Consider the following 19539-nt stretch of genomic DNA (forward strand, 5'->3'; position numbering starts at 1 on the left):
CTTGTTTGCTAATGACTTCCTGTGCTACAATGTATTCGACATCGAAAGGCGTAGGAGGTTATATTTTGGCGTTTCTTGGTATTAGCATCTTGCTCGTGGTCGTGGATCAGGTGTCCAAGCAGTTAGTTCGTTCCATGATGGTGCCCGGGGAAACCATTCCTTTGGTGCCTAATATATTTCACCTTACTTATGTGCAGAATCCCGGCGCAGCTTTCGGCATCCTGGCTCACCGTACCAATCTTTTCATCATCATCACCCTGGCGGTGATTGTTCTGATCCTGTTGTTCTTGTGGCGAACCAGCCGGGAGCAGAAAATGCTGAAAACGGCGTTGGCGCTGCAGCTGGGCGGTGCCGTGGGTAACTTGATTGACCGGCTCCTATTGGGCCATGTGACTGACTTTTTCGATTTTCGCATTTGGCCTGTCTTCAACATCGCGGATATGGCCGTGGTGCTGGGAGTAATCTTGTTATGCTGGGAAATTCTGAAATCTTCACCAGAGAAGAAGAAGCAGGAGTTCCGTTGATGCGGAAAGTGGATTTTGTGATTCAGCCGGAAGAAGAGGGTATTAGGGTTGACAAGCTGGCGGCGAGCAAGTTCCCGGAACTGTCCCGGGCCAGGGTGCAGAAGCTGATCGAAGCAGGGCAGGTGCGGCTGGACGGCAAGACGTGTAAAGCTAACACCAAAGGGACGGCCGGCGCCGTCATGGAGATCCTGATCCCGGACAGCCGGGAGGCGGAAATTGCTCCGGAAAACATTCCCCTGGATATCCTTTTTGAAGACCAAGATGTACTGGTGTTAAATAAACCCCAGGGGATGGTGGTCCACCCGGCGCCGGGCAATTATGCCGGTACCCTGGTAAATGCTTTGTTATACCACTGTAAGGATTTATCCGGGATTAATGGGACGAAAAGGCCGGGGATTGTGCACCGGTTGGACAAGGATACCTCCGGTGTGCTGGTGGTAGCGAAAAACGACTTTGCCCATCAAAAACTGGCCGCCCAGCTCAAGGAACGCAGCATGCAGCGAACTTACCTGGCGATTGTCCACGGCAGGATCCGGGAGGACCGGGGCCGGATTGAGGCCCCCATCGGCCGTCACCCGGTGCACCGCAAGAAAATGGCGGTGGTGGAACGGAACGCCAAGGAAGCGGTGACGGAGTATGCCGTAATGGAGCGTTTCCGGGATTATACCCTGATCCGGGCCTCCTTGCATACCGGCCGGACCCACCAGATCCGGGTTCACCTGGCGTATATCAAGCACCCGGTACTGGGCGACCCCGTTTACGGCCCGAAGCAAAACCCCTTCGGTTTGACCGCCCAAGTGCTCCATGCTTACCGGTTATGCTTTAAACATCCACGTAGCGGGGCGGAGATGGTCTTCGAGGCCCCCATGCCCCCTCGTTTTGAACAGGTGCTCAAGACCCTGCGCCGCTTGGAGGAGCAAAATCACTGAGGGGATTGGGTCTGGGATCTTCTCAATCCTAACAGAATGCCAAAGACGGTTAAGATGGTAACCAGGGCAAAATCCTGGAGGATGGCGGCTGTATCCGGTACCGGGAGATAAGCGGCATAGCTGATCAAATAGGTGACACCGTTAAAACTCAGCGTGGTGGCCAGCACCGCCGCCCAGAGGGTGAGGAGATCGAAAGCACTGCGCCAGTACCTGGTTAAGAGCCAACCGGCCGTGACAAAAGTCAAGACATTCATGGTCAAATTGGCCCAGGGGCCCTGCCCGCCGCCGGTGACCAGGGCGCTGAACAAGAATAAGAAAAACAAAAGACATTGAGTTTTCACGAACTGCCAAAAACTCACTCCCATCCCTCCTCATCACTATGGTTTTTATTGTATCTTAGACGGGTCATGCCTGTCTAGAAGACAAATGTATTTTTCTCCCGGAGGTGGAACCAGTTGAGGCAAGATTACGTGGTCCGTGCCGTGGCGGAAGATGCCCTCATTAAGGCTTTTGTGGCCAGGACGACCCGGCTTTGCGAAGAGGCAAGGCAATGTCACGATACTTACCCGACAGCCACGGCAGCTTTGGGGCGGCTTTTGACGGCGGCTTGTATACAAGGCATGAACTTGAAAGGCAATGACCGGCTGACGATTCGCATTCAAGGAGACGGTCCTTTAGGGCAGCTGGTCGCCGTGAGCAGGCCCAACGGGAAAGTGAAAGGATATGTCTCCCAGCCCCATGTCCACCTGCCCCTGCGTCCTGACGGCAAGCTCGACGTAGGAGGGGCGATTGGTAAGGGGATGATGTACATTTCCAAAGATCTCGGCTTAAGGGAACCCTACACCGGGAGCGTACCCCTGGTCAGCGGGGAAATCGCCGAGGATTTGACCCATTATTTTGCCGTTTCAGAACAAACCCCATCGGTAGTGGCCCTGGGGGTCCTGGTGGATATAGACAATTCCGTGAAAGGAGCAGGGGGTATCCTGGTGCAGTTAATGCCCGGCGCCACCGAAGACTTAATTGTTAAACTGGAAGAAAACATCGCCGCCCTCCCTGCCGTGAGCCGTTACTTTGGGGAAGGGCATACACCGGAAGAGCTGTTAGGGCTGGTACTGAAAGGGTTTGATTACCGGATACTGGCGGACCAGCCTTTAATGTTTGACTGCGATTGTTCCCGGGCCAAGCTGGAAGAGATCCTGGTCAGTTTGGGGGAAGAGGAGCTCCGGTCCCTGGGTGAAGAGCAGGGCGGGGCGGAAGTGCGCTGCCATTATTGTAATAAAACTTACCGCTTTACCCGGGACGACCTGGTACGCATCATCCGGGAGATGAAAGAGCGGGACTAGAGAGAAGCATAAAGAACCTCCGCCGGAACATATAGATCTGGTGAATGATTTTCAGTTTATTGGCTACACTAACCAGTGACGCAACTGGCGGGGGTGGAGAATGAAAAAGGCCAATTTGCTGAATGACCTGAATGGTTCCCAGTGGCTCTTTTGGACTGATACCTTATATATTACCAGTTTCTCGCCTGATGCTACCCACCCTTTACGCAAGGAACACGGGGCCATGAAGCCGCCTGAATTAATGGCGGAGATCATCAGTTTTTTTACCAAACGGGAAGAACTGGTCTTGGACCCTTTTGCCGGTGTGGGGGGCACTTTGCTGGGAGCGGCCTTAACGAAAAGGCGTGCCGTTGGGTATGAGCTGAATCCCCGCTGGGTGGAAATCTACCGGCAGGTCCAAAGGGATTATGTCGTGCAGCAGGGAAAGCTGGTGCCCAGGTCCATGGTAACCGCCAGGCAGGGTGAGGACATTAAGGCTCCCCTGTACCAGGGAGACTGCTTAGCCCTAATGACGGGACTGGAACCGGCATCCGTCGATGCTGTCATCACGGATCCTCCTTACGGCTGCCATCACCGGGTGACGGGTTTCCCCGGTGAAACCAATTTCAGTATGTTTAACGAAGGGGATCCCCGGGATTTCGCTAATGCCGCCGACTATGACGCCTTTTTTACATTGATGGAACGATTCGGCCGGGAAGCCTGGCGGGTGTTAAAACCCGGCCGCTATCTTGTCATGATTGTAGGGGACCGCTATCTCAAAGGAGAATTCTTTCCCCTGGGTTTCCGGGTGGCGGAAAAAATGCGTCAAGTAGGTTTTAAACTTAAAGGGGTGCGCCTGTGGAGCAACAAGGCCACCCAGCGCCCCCTCAAACCTTATGCAGTTTACACCAGTTTTGTACCTAACATTACCCACCAGAATATTTTGATCCTGCGAAAAGAAGCTTGACAGCATCAAGGACCAGGGAGTACACTTAAAAAGAAATTAATGCCTTTAAGGAGGTCCAGCGAGGCCAGAAGGCAAAAACCGACCGTAGGTCATGCCTTCAAGCCTGCCTCCCTAAGGGTGCGCAGGTTTTTGCTTAAGGAGGTAATACAATGCAGCTGGTAAAAAAAGTTGAGATTATGGACGCCGAGAAAATGCGGCGGGCACTGACCAGGATCGCCCATGAGATTCTGGAGAAAAACCGCAGCACGGAAAACCTGGTATTGGTCGGCATTAGGAAGCGCGGTGTGCCTCTAGCGGAGCGACTTCAGCAGCTCATCATGCAGATTGAAGGACAGACTTTGCCCCTCGGTGTGCTTGACATTACCCTGTATCGTGATGACTTGACCACTTTAGCTTACCAGCCCATCGTCCATCATACCGACATTCCCTTTGACATTAACGGTAAGAGAGTTGTTTTGGTAGATGACGTGCTCTATACGGGCCGTACCGTCCGGGCGGCTTTGGATGCACTGATGGATTTGGGCAGGCCGGCCCAGATCCAACTGGCTGTTTTAGTGGACCGGGGACACCGGGAACTGCCGATTCGCGCTGATTATGTAGGGAAGAATGTACCTACTTCACATAAAGAGATCATTTCCGTGGAAGTAGCGGAAATTGACGGTCATGATGCAGTCCTGATTCTGGAAAAAACAGAATAGCAGCCTATGCACTCCTTTAACTTTGTTCCTGTGAGACAAGAAGGAGGTGGGGACCAGGTACTGGGATGAAAAACCTCTTTGTTGCCAAGCAAGAGGTTTTTTTTGTGGCCATAACCCATTTATCCAAACCATACGAAGGAGGAACCAGCCATGAAATGGCAGCGTAAAGATTTGCTTGGATTGCAGGACTTGTCTGCCGAAGAGATTATGCTCATCCTGAATACAGCCGGGCCCATGAAGGAGATTCTTTCCAGACCGATTAAGAAAGTACCTGTGCTCAGGGGCAAAACCATCGTGACCATGTTTTATGAGCCCAGCACCAGGACCAGGACTTCTTTCGAACTGGCCGGGAAATACCTGAGTGCGGATACAGTTAACCTGGCCATGTCTACCAGCAGCGTGCAAAAGGGAGAATCCCTGAAAGATACCGCCCTCACCATTGAGGCTATGAAAGCTGATGTATTGATTATGCGCCATGAGGCTACCGGAGCTCCCCATTTCATGTCCCGTATCGTCAACAGCCGGGTCATCAATGCGGGAGACGGTATGCATGAACACCCGACCCAGGCTCTTTTAGATTTGTTCACTATTCAGGAGAAGAAAGGAAAGATTGAGGGACTCACCGTGGCGATCTTGGGTGATATCCTGCACAGCCGGGTGGCGCGTTCCAATATCTGGGGTTTAACCAAGCTAGGCGCCAAGGTCAGGGTGGTGGGCCCCAGCACCCTGCTGCCCGATTACTTCAAAAAGATGGGCGTAGAGATTTACCACAGTGTGGAGGAAGCCGTTAAAGACGTAGATGTCATCAACGTGCTGCGCCTGCAAAGAGAAAGGCAGAAAAAAGGTCTCTTGCCCTCCTTGAGGGAGTACAGCCGTCTCTTCTGCCTCACCCCGGAACGGTTACAGCTGGCCAAACCGGACGCGTTAGTGCTGCATCCCGGGCCCATGAATAGGGGTGTGGAAATCGCTTCCGAGGTGGCCGACGGTCTGCAGGCTGCCATCAATGAACAAGTGACCAACGGGGTAGCAGTGCGCATGGCCATTCTATACTTGCTGATGGGAGGTAGTACCGATGATGTTGCTGCTTAAAGGTGGCAGAGTGATTGACCCGGCCAATGACCTGGATGATATCAGGGATGTTTTGATTGCCGACGGGAAAATCAAAGCCGTTGATAGAAATATCCAAGCGGCAGACGCCGTCGTTTACGATGTAACGGGCAAGATCGTGAGCCCGGGCTGGATCGATATGCACGTGCACTTGCGGGAACCCGGGTTTGAGCACAAGGAAACCATCTATACGGGTACGAGAGCCGCGGTGGCCGGGGGTATCACGGCAGTTGCCGCCATGCCTAACACTAACCCGGTGGCGGACAACCAGTCGGTGATTGCCTTCGTGAAGGATAAGGGCCGGCAAGTCGGGTATGCAAAAGTCTTCCCTATCGGGGCCATTACTAAAGGCTCTCAAGGAGAGGAACTGGCGGAAATAGGAGACATGTACGAGGCCGGTGCGGTGGCCATTTCCGATGACGGCAAGCCGGTTATGAACGGCCAGCTCATGCGGCTGGCCATGGAATACGCCAGGATGTTTGACCTGCCCGTCATCAGTCACGCCGAAGACTTGAAACTGGCCAATGACGGTTTCATGCATGAGGGATACGTCTCCACTGTGCTTGGTTTCAGGGGGATTCCTTCCGTGGCCGAAGAAGCTATGGTGGCCAGGGACTTGCTCTTGGCCCAGATGACCGACAGCCGCCTGCATATCGCCCACGTGTCCACTAAAGGTGCAGTGGAGATGATCCGGGAAGCGAAAAAGAGAGGCATCCCAGTAACCGCTGAAGTGACTCCCCACCACCTGACCCTCACCGATGAAGCAGTCCAGAGTTTTGATACTTCCACCAAGGTCAATCCTCCTCTCCGTGCCAGGGAAGACCAGGAAGCCCTGCTCCAAGGTCTTGTGGACGGGACCATTGATGTGATAGCCACTGATCACGCACCCCATGCCGGGGAGGAAAAAGAAGTGGAATTCGCGTATGCTCCCTTTGGCTTGATCGGCTTGGAGACCATGGTGCCCCTGGTGGTGGATCGCCTGGTGCATCAAGGGCGTTTGACCTGGAAAGACGCCATCGCCAAGGTGACCGTGAACCCGGCCCGTATTCTAGGCTTGGAGTTGGGTACCTTGACCGTCGGACAAGCTGCAGATATCACCGTGATCGATCCGGAGAAGGTAGCCAGGGTGGACAAAGAGCGCTTTTATTCCATGGCCAGGAATACTCCTTTTGACGGTTGGGACTTAAAAGGCTGGCCGGTGATGACCATTGTTGACGGCCGCGTCCTGATGGAGGACGGGCGGCTGGTAGACACAGGGAGGTAGTCATGGCAGCAGTCGTGCAGGGCCGGTTAATGGAAAAGGAAAGCTTGGGGCAGAAGTATTTTTGGCTGAAAGTACTGGCCCCCGAAATCGCCGGGCAGGCCCAGCCGGGCCAGTTTGTGCAGGTCAGATGCGGTGACACCCTGGATCCCTTTTTGCGCCGCCCCTTAAGCCTCCACCGATTCCACCGCCGGGAGGGCACGGTGGAATTCCTGGTCCAGCGCAAAGGAAAAGGCACTGCTTGGCTGGCCCACCGGGAACCGGGGCAGGTTTTGGACCTGTTAGGTCCTCTAGGCCGGGGATTTACCCTTCACCGGAAGCAAAGGGCTTTATTAGTGGGTGGGGGGATTGGGGTTGCTCCCCTGCTGGCCCTGGCGGAAGCCCTGGCCCGCTCGGGCAGCCCCCCGGTTACCCTGTTAGGAGCCAACAGCAGCCGGGATCTGCTGAAGGTGGAGGAATTCCGCCGTTACAGCGCGGCGGTAGCCGTATCCACCCTGGACGGGAGCGCCGGCAGAGCCGGTTTAGTCACGGAGTTGCTGGAAGAGGAATTAAGAAATGGTTTTCAAGGATTTATTTACACCTGCGGGCCCATGGGCATGATGCAAAAAGTGGCTGAATTAGCCCGGCATTTCGGAGCAGAAGGCGAAGCCTCCCTGGAAGCCAACATGGCCTGTGGGATTGGCGTCTGCCTGGGATGCACCTGCGAAATCAGAGGAGAACAAGGGCCAACCTACGCCCACGTGTGTACCGACGGCCCGGTGTTCCCTCTGGAGGCGGTGATCGACTATGTCTAAAGTGGATATGACGGTGGATATCGGCGGACTGAAAATGAAAAACCCGGTCTTAACTGCTTCCGGTACTTTCGGCTACGGCCTGGAGTTCCAGCGGTTTTATGACATCCAGCTTTTGGGAGGCATCGTGGTTAAAGGCACCACTCTTAAGCCCAGGGCCGGCAATCCCCCGCCCCGGGTGGTGGAGACGGCGGCCGGCATGTTAAACAGCGTGGGCCTTGAGAATCCGGGGGTGGATCACCTCATTGAACATATTATGCCCAAGCTGGCTCCCCTGGACCTGGCCGTCATTATCAATATCTCAGGCAATACCGTGGAGGAATACGGCCTTTTGGCCGAAAAGCTGGACCGGGTGCCGGGGGTAAAGGGGCTGGAGGTGAACATTTCCTGCCCCAACGTGAAGGCCGGGGGGCTGGCTTTCGGCACCTGTCCTACCCAGGCAGCCGCTGTGATCAGGGCGGTGCGGCAGGCTACCCGCCTGCCTGTGATTGCCAAGCTTTCACCCAATGTGACGGATATTGTGTCCATTGCCCGGAGTGTGGAGGAGGCAGGCGCTGACGCCGTTTCCCTCATCAACACCTTGCTGGGCATGGCTATAGATATCAAGCAAAAGAAGCCGGTGCTGGCCAACACTTTCGGGGGGCTGTCCGGCCCGGCCATTAAACCGGTGGCCTTGCGGATGGTGTGGCAGGTGAGCCGGGCGGTGAAGATTCCCGTCATCGGGATGGGAGGCATTGTAAGTGTCGAAGACGCCCTGGAGTTTCTCATGGCCGGGGCCAGTGCCGTGGCCGTCGGAGCCGGCAGCTTTGTGAATCCTTATCTTGCCCTGGAGATAGTCCGGGGGTTAGAATCGTATTGTCGAACAGAGGGTGTGGCCAGCGTGCGGCAATTAACGGGCTTGGCCTGGCCCGAGAGTAGAGGAGGCACCAGATGAAAGTTAGTACGAAAGACAGGTTGATCCTGGCCCTGGATTACGATACGATGGCGGATGTGGAGAGAATAGTGGACAGCCTGCGAGGGCAAGTCAGCTTTTACAAAGTGGGGCTGCAGCTTTTTAGCCGGAACGGCCCCCAGGCCATCCGGTACCTGGTGGAGCAAGGCGCCAAAGTGTTTGCCGATCTTAAACTGCATGATATTCCCAACACGGTGGCCAAAGCTACCCGAGCCTTGACTGCCCTGGGAGTCAATATCATTGATGTGCATGTCTCCGGCGGTATGGAAATGATGCGGGCGGCGGCCCGGGCGGCGGAGGAAGCGGCCCAGGCATACGGTGTGGCCAAACCGGCGGTCATCGGAGTGACGGTGCTGACGAGCTTGGACCAGCACAGCCTGGCAGAGCTGGGCTTGCCCGGCGAGGACGTAACCCGGCTGGCCGTGAACTGGGCCAGGCTGGCCCAAGCAGCCGGTCTGGACGGGGTGGTAGCTTCCCCGCTAGAGGCAAGAGCCATCAGGGAAGCCTGCGGCCAAGAGTTTATCATCGTGACGCCGGGTATTAGACCCCGGACCGTGGGGGCCCATGACCAGAAGCGGATTACCACCCCCGGTGAAGCCTTAGCTTTGGGGGCCTCCCACCTGGTGGTGGGACGGGCCATTACGGAGGCGGGTGATCCCAAAGCCATGGCCGCGGCTATTATACAAGAGATGGAGGGTGTATCTTGCTGACCAAAGAAGAGATGCTTAAAATCCTCGAAGAAACGGAAGCGCTCTTAACGGGACATTTCCTGCTCACCTCGGGAAAACACAGCGATCGCTATATTCAATGCGCTAAAGTGCTGCAGTACCCCGAACATACGGCGGTGTTGAGTAAAGGCATGGCGGAACCCTTCCAGGGGAAAGGGATCTCCTGTGTGGTGGGGCCGGCCATGGGCGGCATCATCGTGGCTTACGAGGTGGCGCGCCAACTGGGAGCCAGGGCCCTGTTTACGGAGCGGGAAAACGGCAAAATGACCCTGAGAAGAGGTTTTACTCTGGCAAAAGGTGAGAAAGTTCTGGTGGTGGAGGACGTGATCACCACGGGCGGCTCGGTGAAAGAAGTGGTCCAACTGGTTCAGGAACTGGGCGCCGAAGTGGTTGGCGTCACCTGTATCGTGCAAAGAGGGACGGAAGTGGATCTGGGCGTGCCCTTGGTACCCTTGTTGTCCCTGTCTATTGCCGCTTATGAGCCCGGTGACTGCCCCTGGTGCCGGCAAGGAATACCGGCGGTTAAACCGGGGAGCCGGAATTTGCAGGCCGGGCGCTAGCCCGGCCTAAAAAGCAGTTGGCGGGTTTGAAAGCATGAAAGTTGTAACACTCCTTTTGGTAGGGTGCCTGCTGTTTCTAACGGTGGTTGTGCCGGAGGCCGGGGCTGTTACCCCGGCAGAATTAACCGACTACCGGAGAACAGCGGCTGCACTGCACGATTCCCAGCAAATTAGCGATGCTGCCTACCAAATTTTTACTACTGCGGTGGAAATCTACCTGGCTCATGAAGCAGGTCTTTTTGCCGGTGAAGAAATTGCTGCTCTGGTGACGGCCAGCCTGGGGCTGGAAAAGCAGGATTGGCCGCGGCGTGGGGACACGGCCGGCAAAGCCCTGTCCTTGTTTGCTTCTTTGTACCACGACTATGCCTTGGTCAACGATCTCCTGGCTGCATCGGAGCTCTGGGCTCCCAATAAACGAGAGCTGGAGCTGTTATTATTAGCCCGGCAGCTTTTGGACCGAGTAGGGACCAAGGAAGACAGCGATGTTATTAGACTGGGAAACATTTGGGAAGGCATTGCCAACAGCTACCGGGAAGAAAAACTTGGGGCCATGCCGTCTAATCAACCGTTGCCCCAGTGGGAGAGCTTAAGTGAAGAAGAAGCACGGCAAATGTTTGTGGCCTATGCCAGGTGGGTTACGGTCAATTACAAGTGGATGCTCCTGGCCCGGGACCGTTACCGGGACATGAACTGGCCCTTTTTAGAAGGAGAAGGGCTGCTGGTCAACTGGGAGGAGTACTCCCCAGAGCAGGATTGGACGTACGGCTGGGAACTGCTTCTCGTACCCCTGGGACTGGCCCTGTGTGTTCCGCTCGTCTGGCTGGGCCGCCGGTCCAAGCATCCCTCCCGGCAGCAGTGCGGCAAATAGCCAGGGGCCGGCAGTTCCTCCGGCCCTTTGGCGGGGCGGGTCCGTGCTAGGGCTGCCCCTGAGACTTGATTTTTTCCACCAGGGCAGCATCCGGTGTAACATAGATGGTTTGATGGTTTTCATAGATGACCATGCCCGGTTTAGCCCCACTGGGCTTTTTTACATATCTCCGCTGGGTGAAATCAACAGGGATGTTACTGCCCATGCGGCCTTTGCTGAAATAAGCCGCCAGATTTGCCGCTTCCCACAGGGTTGCTTGGGGGATCTCTTTTCCTTCCGGATTCCTGATAATCACATGGGAACCCGGCAGGTCTTTGGTGTGCAGCCACAAGTCCTGATCCTTGGCTAGTTTCAGGGTCAAGTAATCATTTTGCTTGTTGTTCTTGCCCACCAGGATGGCGAAACCGTCGGAGGACCGGAAAGTGGTGATAACCGGTTTCGTTGAGGTGGTTTTGGCCGGCCTGGCGGGGCTGCTCTGAAAATACCCTTGTTTCGCCAGTTCTTCCTCGATTTCCTTCAATTCCGCCATGGTATCAGCGTTTTCCACACTGTGCAGGATGCTTTCCAGGTAGACGGTTTCTTCCCGTGTTTCTTCATAATATTGTCTGGCTTTTTGTGCGGCATGCTTGGCTTTATTGTAAAGGTGGAAATAGCGCTGGGCATTGTCCGCCGGGGAAAGCTCCGGCAGGAGTTCAATCGTGATTGTTTTTCCTTCGGGATCATAAAAGTCTTCCAGCTCCACCACCCGGTCTCCAGGCTTTAGCCGGTACAAATTGGCCGTCAGGATCTCGCCTTTAATCCGGAAAGTATCGGCTTCCCGGGCTAACCGGATCGTATCTTGCTGCAAAGCAGCCTTTTTGTGACAGCGTTCCAGTTCCTTCTGCACTTTTTGCTTCAGCCTGTGCCGCAAATGCTGCCAAGCCTGCAGTTCCCGGTGGGCTTGGTAATAAAGGTCGACGGTTTCATTGACGGAAGGGGGATGGATAAGCCCGTCCCCGCTGAAATGGGTCAACCTGAAAGCCGAAAAAGCTTGAAATCCCCGGGCCCCTTTCACCAAGCTGGGCGCGGGGCAGCCGGCAGCCAATTCTTTTAACAGGCTGCCTAAGGCCTCGTACAGCCTGCCGAATTCGTAGGCTCCCATGGTATCCACCGGCATGTCCGGGTCTAACCCGGCGCGGCAAACCAGTTCCTTGCCCAGCAGGGGGCTGAAACCGTCCAGGTAATTGACGGCGGCTTTGACCGCAGTCTCCCCCAGGTATTGCAGCAAGCCCTGTTCCAGATCCTCGTAACTGACAGTACGAGGGTCTTTTTTGTGCTGGGCGGGGGGAGCAACGTAGGGGATGCCCGGCAGCACTTCGCGGTGGCGGCTTACGGCGTGGCTGTACCTTTTGATGCCGTCGATGATCAGTCCTGTTTCCGGGTTGATGAGGATAATATTGCTGTGTTTTCCCATGATTTCGCAGACTAACTGCCGCCGGCATAATTCATGGAGTTCATTGTAGACCTGGACGGTGATCACCAGCACCCGCTCCAGGCCTTGCTGTGTGACAGCCGTAATCTGGCCACCCTCCAGGTGCTTCCGCAGCAGCATGCAAAACATGGGGGGCTGGGGTGGGTTGTCGTAAGTGCACCAGGTTAGGTGAAGCCTGGCTCCGGTGGCTTCGGCACTTATGAGTAAACGGTGTTTTGTCCCATCCGGTTGTCTTAAGTGAAGCAGGATGATGTATTGTTCCGGCTGGTAAATGCGAAGAATTTTCGCCCCGACCAGCGTCTGCAGCTCGGCCGTCACTCCAGCCATGGTCATACCGTCGTAAGCCATAAATCTTTCTCACCCTTTGCGGACTTGGTACATGACAGTTTTCAGTATATCACTTTCTGCCTGAGGGGAAAAGTTTCTCGTGCTTTGTCCCCCGCCCGGTGGTATTTATTAGCAGCAGGAGGAATATAAATGCCCTAGGAAATGATTACCAGAGCTAGGGGGGTTGATTTTGCCGAAGTATCAGTGGTATCAATTAGAACAGCAGGAAGTCGGGCAGCTCTTAAAAACCGACATCACGAAAGGGTTAAGCCAGGCGGAAGCGCAGCGGCGCCTGGAGACTTACGGGGCCAATCAGCTGCAGGAACAGGAGGGGATTTCGCCCGTCAAAATCCTGGCCTCGCAATTCACCGATGTGATGGTATTAATTCTCATCGGTGCCACCCTGATCTCCGGCTTGCTGGGAGAATATGCCGATGCGATTACCATACTGGTCATTATATTTCTCAATGCGACGTTAGGGTTTGTGCAGGAGTACCGGGCGGAAAAGTCCATGGAGGCCCTGAAAAGCCTGGCGGCGCCGGAAGCCACCGTTTTAAGGGGCGGGAGCGAGATGAGAATCCCTGCCAGAGATGTGGTCCCGGGTGATATCTTAATCTTGCATGCCGGGGACAAAGTGGCCGCCGATGCCCGCATTGTGGAAAGCCATAACTTGGAAATTGAGGAATCCATGTTAACAGGAGAGTCATATCCCATTCCCAAAACCGCGGCGAAAATTGACCGGCAAAATGTGCCTTTGGGGGACCGGCGCAATATGGCCCATTTGGGCACCGCCGTGACGAAAGGCTGGGGCAAGGGAATAGTGGTGGCCACCGGCATGCAGACGGAAATGGGGCAGATTGCCGCTTTGATGGACACGGTCAAATCCGAGGAAACACCTCTGCAAAAAAGGTTGGCCCAGCTGGGTACCTGGTTGGCTTTATCCTGTCTTTTCATTTGTGCCCTGATCATGATTACCGGGGTCCTGCGCGGCGAGCCTGTGTATCAAATGTTCCTGGCCGGTGTCAGCCTGGCGGTGGCCGCCATTCCCGAAGGGTTGCCCGCCATTGTGACGGTGGCTTTGGCGATCGGGGTGCAGAAGATGGTCCGGCGGCAGAGTATCGTGCGGAAACTACCGGCTGTGGAGACCCTGGGTTGTGCGACGGTGATTTGCTCCGATAAGACCGGCACCCTGACCCAAAACCAGATGACGGTGAAACAGGTCTACTGCGACGACCGGCTGTTTACTATCACCGGGGATGGGTATGATCCGAAGGGACAATTCCTGGACGGTGACGGGGCGGTGGTCCCGGTTAAGGGAGTGAAGCCCCTAATGTACCTGCTTAAAGTTGCCGCCTTGTGTAACAACAGCAGTCTGGTGCGGGACGGCATTAGCTTAGGCGGTCTTTTTCGCGGTGCCCGGGGCAAAAGAGAGGTTAAATGGACCGTCACCGGCGACCCTACGGAAGGAGCATTGCTGGTACTGGGGGCCAAGGCCAACTACTGGCGGGAAGTCCTGGAGAGAGAAGAAGCCAGGATTGAGGAAATCCCTTTCGATTCCGACCGTAAGCGGATGACGGTGATTACCAAGGGCGAGCAAGGGTTAAACGCCTACACGAAAGGAGCCCCCGATGTCATCCTGGATCTTTGCGACCGGATCATGCTAGGCGGCAGGGTCATGCCTTTGACAGGCGACAAGAAACAGGCCTTGCTGCAGCAGCATGAAGCCATGGCCAAAAAGGCCCTGCGGGTGATTGCCCTGGCCTATAAGCCTTTGGGACCGGTAATGAAGGACGGGCCGGCAGAGGAACTGGTGGAGCGAGACTTGATTTTTCTTGGTCTGGTAGGTATGATTGATCCCCCGCGGCCCGCTGCCGTCAAAGCCATTCAGGTTTGCCGTCAGGCGGGCATTAAACCGGTGATGATCACCGGCGATCACCAGGTGACGGCGGAAGCCATTGCCAGGGAAATGGGGTTTCCCTTGGAGGGCAAAAGGGTCATGACCGGTGCCGAACTGGACCGGCTGACGGAGGAGGAGTTGGCCGGGGTAGTAGAAGATATCAGCATCTATGCCCGGGTTTCTCCTAAACATAAATTGCGGATTGTGCGCGCCCTGAAACAGCGAGGCCACGTGGTGGCTATGACCGGCGACGGGGTGAACGACGCACCGGCGGTCAAGGAGGCAGACATCGGCATCGCCATGGGCAAAACAGGAACCGATGTGACCAAGGAAGCATCGGCCATGATCCTGGCCGATGATGATTTTGCCACCATTGTGGCCGCGGTGGAAGAAGGGAGAGCTATCTATGATAATATCAGGAAATTCATCCGCTACCTGCTGTCGTCCAATATTGGGGAAATCGTGACGATGTTTCTGGCTGCTTTGCTGGGCATGCCCCTCCCGTTGCTGCCCATCCAAATCCTGTGGGTGAACCTGGTTACCGACGGGCTGCCGGCCCTGGCCCTGGGCATGGATAAGGCCGACCCGGATATCATGCAAAGGCCGCCCCGTCATCCCAGGGAAAGCGTTTTTGCCCACGGCTTAGCCAAAATCATCCTCAGCCGGGGCATACAAATCGGGCTGGGTACGCTGCTGGTTTTCCTGGTGTCCTATTACCTGTCCCTGGGTGATTTAACCCTGTCCAGAACCATCGCTTTTACCACTCTGGTCTTCTTCCAGCTGTTCTACGTATTTGAATGTCGTTCGGAGCGGCATACTCCTTTTGAAATAGGTTTCTTCGGGAACCCGCTTTTGGTGCTGGCGGTAAGCCTTTCCGTAATGATGCAGCTGGCGGTCATCTACCTGCCCGTGCTGCAGCCGGTATTCAAAACCACGGCTCTCAATGAGGTGCACTGGCTGTTGATCCTGCTGGTGTCGGGCGGGCCGACGTACTTGACCGGGTTACGCTATTTGCTCTCCCATTTCCCGAAAAGAAAACCTGTCTACAATCAGTAAAGGAGGCAGGCATGCCGTCTTTGGCCTTGATCAACCAGCGGCCAAAGGGTGTGCCTTCCTTTATTTTTGCCGGGCAAAAAGGGTATTTTACAGCGAAAGCAGAAATAATGGAAATACGAACATATAAGGTTATATTGGGGAGGAAGGTATTTTTTTATGCCAAAAAGCATGACCGGTTACGGCAGGGGCCAAAGTCAAGGCTGTGGGAAAAGAGTGACGGCGGAAATGAAATCCGTCAACCACCGGTATCTGGAAATACAGGTGAAGCTGCCGAAACAGTATTATGCCTTGGAGGAAAGAATCAGGAATTTGGTCAAGCAGCATGTTTCCCGGGGCCGGGTGGATGTGTTTCTCAACGTGGAAGAAACAGAAGAAAGCCCGCGATTCGTCAAGGTTGACAAAGAATTGGCAATAGCTTATTATAATTCCTTGAAGGAATTAGGCGAATTTCTCAAAATTCCGCTGAATATTACGCTATTTGAACTTTGCCAGCTACCTGACATCATCGAGATACAGGAAGCTGAATTGGATATGGAGGCTTTCTGGCCTGTGTTGCAAGAAGCCCTGCTGGCTGCGGCGGAGGGGCTGGTGGCCATGCGGCAGGTGGAGGGAGATGCCTTAGCCAGGGACTTGCTCCGGCGACAGCAGTCCATCTTGGCTTTGGTGGATAGAATAGACAGCCGCTCTCAGGTAATGCCGGCCCTTTACCAGAAGAGGCTCCAAGAAAGGCTCCAGGATTTGCTGGCGGGGGTTCCGGTTGATGAGCAACGGCTGGCCATGGAAGTGGCTATCCTGGCTGAGCGAAGCGCCATTGATGAAGAACTGGTGCGCATGCGTAGCCATTTAACCCAACTGGTCAGCAACCTCAAGGCGGCTGAGCCGGTGGGGAGGAAACTGGACTTTTTGGTGCAGGAGCTGCACCGGGAAATCAATACGATTGGTTCCAAGGCCAATGACTTGGAGATCAGCCAACTGGTGGTAGAAGTAAAAAGTGAGCTGGAAAAGATCCGGGAACAGGTGCAGAATCTAGAGTAACGGAAGAAGCTCACAGTGGCAAAAGGGGGGCGTTTCTTGGAAATCAGGCTCATTAATATTGGATTCGGCAATATAGTCTCGGCAAATCGGATTGTGGCGATTGTCAGCCCGGAGTCAGCACCGATCAAGCGCATCATCCAGGAAGCACGAGACAGGGGTATGCTGATCGATGCCACTTATGGGCGCAGGACCAGAGCGGTGATTATCACGGACAGCGAGCATGTCATCTTGTCCGCTGTGCAACCGGAAACCGTAGCCAATCGATTAATTAATAAGGAACAGCCTGCTCAAGGAGATGTGGCGGAATAAATCCTTCTGAGGATTCTCAGGGAAGGAGGCATGCTGATGAACCAACCCAAACTGGAAGAACTAATGCGCCATGTGGACAGCAAGTACAGCTTGGCGGTGCTGGCGGCCAAGCGGGCCCGCCAGATTACCAACGCCCATACCAATAAAGAGGAATTGATTAAACCTGTGACCCAGGCTCTGTATGAGATTGCTGAAAATAAATTTAATTACCGGTTCTCTACATCTAAGTTCAAATAGTTAACCCAGGGTGACCGGGGTGTCACCGGGAAGGGGTGTACAGGTGGAGAGAAAAAACATACTGGTAGGGGTGACCGGTGGCATTGCGGCTTACAAGGCTGCCGACCTGGTGAGCCAACTGGTTAAGCAGGGGCATGACGTGCAGGTGGTCATGACCGAGAATGCCTGCCGGTTTATTTCTCCCGTGACTTTTGCAGCGTTGACGGGCAAGGCGGTTTGGTTGGATGAATTCACCTCTTCTTCCGGCATGGCTGTGCCCCATGTACAACTGGCCGGTGCAGCGGATCTTTTCGTGGTGGTTCCAGCGACGGCTAACACCATTGCCAAGTTGGCCTGGGGGTTAGCCGATAATCTTTTGACCTCCATTGCTTTGGTGTTCAACAAAACCCTTCTGGTGGCCCCGGCCATGAACACCAATATGTACCGGCACCGGGCGGTGCAGGATAATTTAAACATCCTGAAAAGAAGAGGAGCGCACATCATCGAACCGGAAGAAGGCAGGCTGGCCTGCGGTGCCGTGGGTACCGGCAAGCTGGCGTCGGTGGAACGGATTTTAGCCGCCATCGAATACCATTTATTTGCCTCGAAAACCTTAACCGGCAAGAAAGTCATCGTCACCGCGGGAGGAACCAGGGAAAACATAGATCCGGTACGCTTTATCGGTAACCGTAGCTCCGGAAAAATGGGTTTCGCACTGGCTAAAGCCGCCATGTTAAAAGGAGCTGAGGTTATTTTAGTTTCGGGTCCGGTTGCCCTGCAGCCGCCTGTTAACGTTCGTTTTGTTCAGGTGGAGACGGCAGCAGAAATGCGGCAGGAGGTTTTGGAGCATTATCCCGAAGCTCAGGTAGTGATCATGGCCGCTGCCGTAGCCGATTACCGGGTGGCCAGGCCTTTTGAGACAAAGATTAAAAAGCGAGAAGCCGAGTTAGAGCTCTTGCTGACTAAGAATCCTGATATTCTGAAGGAACTAGGGGAAAAGAAACAAAACCAGGTGTTAGTCGGGTTTGCGGCAGAGACGGAAGACTTGATAGGAAATGCGCGGCATAAGTTGGAGCAAAAGAATTTGGACCTGATTGTCGCCAATGATGTCACACGTCAGGATGCCGGTTTTCATGCCGATACTAACTTGGTTACTCTCCTTTTCCCTGACGGTCAACGGCAAGCACTGCCTTTAATGCCCAAAGAAGAGTTAGCTCACCGGATTTTAGAGACCATAGAGAGCTTACCCCGGTTTCATAAACTAGATCAAATAGACAGAGGATAAGGAGAGTGGCATCATGAGAAAATTGTTTACTTCCGAATCAGTGACTGAGGGACATCCGGACAAGATCGCCGATCAAATTTCCGATGCGGTGTTGGATGCTATTCTGGCGTCAGACCCGGATGCCCGGGTAGCCTGCGAAACGGCAGTGACCACCGGTTTGGTGCTGGTAACCGGTGAGATTACCACCGATATCTATGTGGATATTCCTAAAATCGTGCGGGATACCGTGCGGGAAATCGGCTATACCAGGGCCAAGTACGGTTTCGATGCCGATACTTGCGCCGTTTTAACCGCCATTGACGAGCAGTCCCCCGACATTGCTTTAGGGGTGGACAAGGCTTTAGAAGCCAAGCTGGGAGAGATTCATGACGAATTTGCCACCGGTGCAGGGGACCAGGGGATGATGTTCGGTTTTGCTTGTGATGAGACACCGGAGTTGATGCCCCTACCCATCTCTTTGGCCCATAAACTGTGCCAAAAACTGGCGGAGTTGAGAAAGAACCGCACTTTGTCCTATTTGCGGCCTGACGGCAAGTCCCAGGTGACGGTGGAATACGAAAACGGTAGGCCCATTCGCGTGGATACGGTGGTTTTGTCCACCCAGCACCGCCCTGATATCGAAATGGACATGATCCGTCACGACTTGGTTGAGCAGGTAATCAAGAAGGTCATTCCGGAAAACCTGTTGGATGAAAACACCAAGTTTTATGTCAATCCCACCGGCCGTTTTGTCATCGGCGGGCCCCAAGGAGATACCGGGTTGACCGGCCGGAAAATCATCGTTGATACCTACGGGGGTTACGGCCGCCATGGCGGCGGTGCTTTTTCCGGCAAAGATCCCACCAAGGTGGACCGCTCCGCCTCTTATGCAGCGCGGTATGTGGCTAAGAATATTGTCGCTGCCGGGCTGGCCCGGCGTTGTGAAGTGCAGCTGGCTTACGCCATTGGGGTGGCCAAGCCGTTAGCTATTTATGTGGATACTTTCGGTACCGGCAAGGTCGGCGATGATGTGTTGGCCAAACTCATCGAGAAGCACTTTGACCTGAGACCCGCAGCCATTATCAAAGAACTCGATTTACGGCGTCCCATCTACAAGCAAATAGCCGCCTACGGTCATTTCGGCCGGCCGGAACTCGATTTGCCCTGGGAGAAAACGGATAAAGCGGAGATCTTGCGCCAAGAAGCAGGTTGTTAATCATGGCAGCAGCACTACCTTAAGCAGTGCTGCTTTTTCAT

20 protein-coding genes are annotated in these 19539 nt (G+C 54.6%); 18 read left to right on the top strand and 2 right to left on the bottom strand.

From position 1 onward, the window contains the following. The first annotated feature begins 29 nt into the window (after positions 1-29). Positions 30-524, top strand: coding sequence for a signal peptidase II (lspA, locus tag GXX34_10450; protein HHW07923.1), 495 nt, complete (start codon positions 30-32; stop codon positions 522-524). Further along, positions 470-1453 (top strand): RluA family pseudouridine synthase, encoded by a 984-nt coding sequence (locus GXX34_10455; GenBank protein ID HHW07924.1) that lies wholly within the window; start codon positions 470-472, stop codon positions 1451-1453. Before lspA ends, GXX34_10455 begins: the two co-directional genes overlap by 55 nt. Here GXX34_10455 and GXX34_10460 read toward each other — a convergent pair. After that, a complete protein-coding gene (locus GXX34_10460; GenBank protein HHW07925.1) occupies positions 1447-1812 on the bottom strand; it encodes a hypothetical protein in 366 nt (121 codons plus the stop codon). The two genes, GXX34_10455 and GXX34_10460, sit on opposite strands and share 7 nt — an antisense overlap. A gap of 96 nt (positions 1813-1908) precedes the next feature. Between GXX34_10460 and hslO the strand changes: the two genes are divergently transcribed. The 10 genes from hslO (at position 1909) to GXX34_10510 (ending at position 10707) form a co-directional block, all read left to right on the top strand. Then, the gene (gene hslO, locus GXX34_10465) at positions 1909-2796 is read left to right on the top strand and encodes an Hsp33 family molecular chaperone HslO (protein HHW07926.1); all 888 of its coding nucleotides are present in this window, start codon (positions 1909-1911) and stop codon (positions 2794-2796) included. Positions 2797-2896: 100 nt separating this feature from the next. Continuing rightward, positions 2897-3742 (top strand): hypothetical protein, encoded by an 846-nt coding sequence (locus GXX34_10470; GenBank protein ID HHW07927.1) that lies wholly within the window; start codon positions 2897-2899, stop codon positions 3740-3742. Between the two features lie 155 nt (positions 3743-3897). After that, entirely contained in the window at positions 3898-4440 is a 543-nt protein-coding gene (gene pyrR / locus GXX34_10475) for a bifunctional pyr operon transcriptional regulator/uracil phosphoribosyltransferase PyrR (GenBank protein ID HHW07928.1), read from the top strand. 150 nt (positions 4441-4590) lie between these two features. After that, entirely contained in the window at positions 4591-5529 is a 939-nt protein-coding gene (locus tag GXX34_10480) for an aspartate carbamoyltransferase catalytic subunit (GenBank protein ID HHW07929.1), read from the top strand. Then, positions 5513-6811 carry a dihydroorotase gene (locus GXX34_10485; protein HHW07930.1) on the top strand — a complete coding sequence of 433 codons (1299 nt, stop codon included), beginning with the start codon at positions 5513-5515 and terminating at the stop codon, positions 6809-6811. Before GXX34_10480 ends, GXX34_10485 begins: the two co-directional genes overlap by 17 nt. A gap of 2 nt (positions 6812-6813) precedes the next feature. After that, positions 6814-7602, top strand: a complete 789-nt coding sequence (locus GXX34_10490; GenBank protein ID HHW07931.1) for a dihydroorotate dehydrogenase electron transfer subunit — start codon at positions 6814-6816, stop codon at positions 7600-7602. Next, a complete protein-coding gene (locus GXX34_10495) occupies positions 7595-8533 on the top strand; it encodes a dihydroorotate dehydrogenase (GenBank protein HHW07932.1) in 939 nt (312 codons plus the stop codon). Before GXX34_10490 ends, GXX34_10495 begins: the two co-directional genes overlap by 8 nt. After that, positions 8530-9261 (top strand): orotidine-5'-phosphate decarboxylase, encoded by a 732-nt coding sequence (gene pyrF, locus GXX34_10500; protein ID HHW07933.1) that lies wholly within the window; start codon positions 8530-8532, stop codon positions 9259-9261. Before GXX34_10495 ends, pyrF begins: the two co-directional genes overlap by 4 nt. 11 nt (positions 9262-9272) lie before the next feature. Continuing rightward, on the top strand, positions 9273-9839 hold the full coding sequence (locus tag GXX34_10505; protein HHW07934.1) for an orotate phosphoribosyltransferase: 567 nt from the start codon (positions 9273-9275) through the stop codon (positions 9837-9839). Between the two features lie 34 nt (positions 9840-9873). Continuing rightward, complete coding sequence (locus GXX34_10510) at positions 9874-10707, top strand: hypothetical protein (protein HHW07935.1); 834 nt, start codon at positions 9874-9876, stop codon at positions 10705-10707. Positions 10708-10753: 46 nt separating this feature from the next. Here the strand turns inward: GXX34_10510 and GXX34_10515 are convergent, their stop codons facing one another. Continuing rightward, positions 10754-12526: a fibronectin/fibrinogen-binding protein gene (locus GXX34_10515; GenBank protein HHW07936.1), complete on the bottom strand. Its 1773-nt coding sequence runs from the start codon at positions 12524-12526 to the stop codon at positions 10754-10756. Positions 12527-12695: 169 nt separating this feature from the next. On the opposite strand from GXX34_10515, the gene GXX34_10520 reads away from it, so the two are divergent. The 6 genes from GXX34_10520 (at position 12696) to GXX34_10545 (ending at position 19498) form a co-directional block, all read left to right on the top strand. Continuing rightward, positions 12696-15458 carry a calcium-translocating P-type ATPase, SERCA-type gene (locus GXX34_10520; GenBank protein ID HHW07937.1) on the top strand — a complete coding sequence of 921 codons (2763 nt, stop codon included), beginning with the start codon at positions 12696-12698 and terminating at the stop codon, positions 15456-15458. A 156-nt stretch (positions 15459-15614) separates the two neighbouring features. Next, on the top strand, positions 15615-16493 hold the full coding sequence (locus GXX34_10525; protein ID HHW07938.1) for a YicC family protein: 879 nt from the start codon (positions 15615-15617) through the stop codon (positions 16491-16493). A 36-nt stretch (positions 16494-16529) separates the two neighbouring features. After that, the gene (locus GXX34_10530) at positions 16530-16802 is read left to right on the top strand and encodes a DUF370 domain-containing protein (GenBank protein HHW07939.1); all 273 of its coding nucleotides are present in this window, start codon (positions 16530-16532) and stop codon (positions 16800-16802) included. A gap of 33 nt (positions 16803-16835) precedes the next feature. Beyond that, positions 16836-17039 (top strand): DNA-directed RNA polymerase subunit omega, encoded by a 204-nt coding sequence (rpoZ, locus tag GXX34_10535; protein ID HHW07940.1) that lies wholly within the window; start codon positions 16836-16838, stop codon positions 17037-17039. 43 nt (positions 17040-17082) lie between these two features. Next, positions 17083-18303 (top strand): bifunctional phosphopantothenoylcysteine decarboxylase/phosphopantothenate--cysteine ligase CoaBC, encoded by a 1221-nt coding sequence (coaBC, locus tag GXX34_10540; GenBank protein HHW07941.1) that lies wholly within the window; start codon positions 17083-17085, stop codon positions 18301-18303. Between the two features lie 13 nt (positions 18304-18316). After that, on the top strand, positions 18317-19498 hold the full coding sequence (locus GXX34_10545; GenBank protein HHW07942.1) for a methionine adenosyltransferase: 1182 nt from the start codon (positions 18317-18319) through the stop codon (positions 19496-19498). Positions 19499-19539 lie beyond the last annotated feature (41 nt).

Source organism: Clostridia bacterium (assembly GCA_012840125.1).
In the GTDB taxonomy this organism is placed as follows: domain Bacteria; phylum Bacillota; class DULZ01; order DULZ01; family DULZ01; genus DULZ01.

Bases quoted from the DNA above. Each gene is read 5' to 3' on its own strand.
- lspA (HHW07923.1), top strand. From the start codon at position 30: ATGTATTCGACATCGAAAGGCGTAGGAGGTTATATTTTGGCGTTTCTT.
- GXX34_10455 (HHW07924.1), top strand. From the start codon at position 470: ATGCTGGGAAATTCTGAAATCTTCACCAGAGAAGAAGAAGCAGGAGTT.
- GXX34_10470 (HHW07927.1), top strand. From the start codon at position 2,897: ATGAAAAAGGCCAATTTGCTGAATGACCTGAATGGTTCCCAGTGGCTC.
- GXX34_10480 (HHW07929.1), top strand. From the start codon at position 4,591: ATGAAATGGCAGCGTAAAGATTTGCTTGGATTGCAGGACTTGTCTGCC.
- GXX34_10485 (HHW07930.1), top strand. From the start codon at position 5,513: ATGATGTTGCTGCTTAAAGGTGGCAGAGTGATTGACCCGGCCAATGAC.
- GXX34_10490 (HHW07931.1), top strand. From the start codon at position 6,814: ATGGCAGCAGTCGTGCAGGGCCGGTTAATGGAAAAGGAAAGCTTGGGG.
- GXX34_10495 (HHW07932.1), top strand. From the start codon at position 7,595: ATGTCTAAAGTGGATATGACGGTGGATATCGGCGGACTGAAAATGAAA.
- pyrF (HHW07933.1), top strand. From the start codon at position 8,530: ATGAAAGTTAGTACGAAAGACAGGTTGATCCTGGCCCTGGATTACGAT.
- GXX34_10505 (HHW07934.1), top strand. From the start codon at position 9,273: ATGCTTAAAATCCTCGAAGAAACGGAAGCGCTCTTAACGGGACATTTC.
- GXX34_10510 (HHW07935.1), top strand. From the start codon at position 9,874: ATGAAAGTTGTAACACTCCTTTTGGTAGGGTGCCTGCTGTTTCTAACG.
- GXX34_10515 (HHW07936.1), bottom strand. From the start codon at position 12,526: ATGGCTTACGACGGTATGACCATGGCTGGAGTGACGGCCGAGCTGCAG.
- GXX34_10525 (HHW07938.1), top strand. From the start codon at position 15,615: ATGCCAAAAAGCATGACCGGTTACGGCAGGGGCCAAAGTCAAGGCTGT.
- GXX34_10545 (HHW07942.1), top strand. From the start codon at position 18,317: ATGAGAAAATTGTTTACTTCCGAATCAGTGACTGAGGGACATCCGGAC.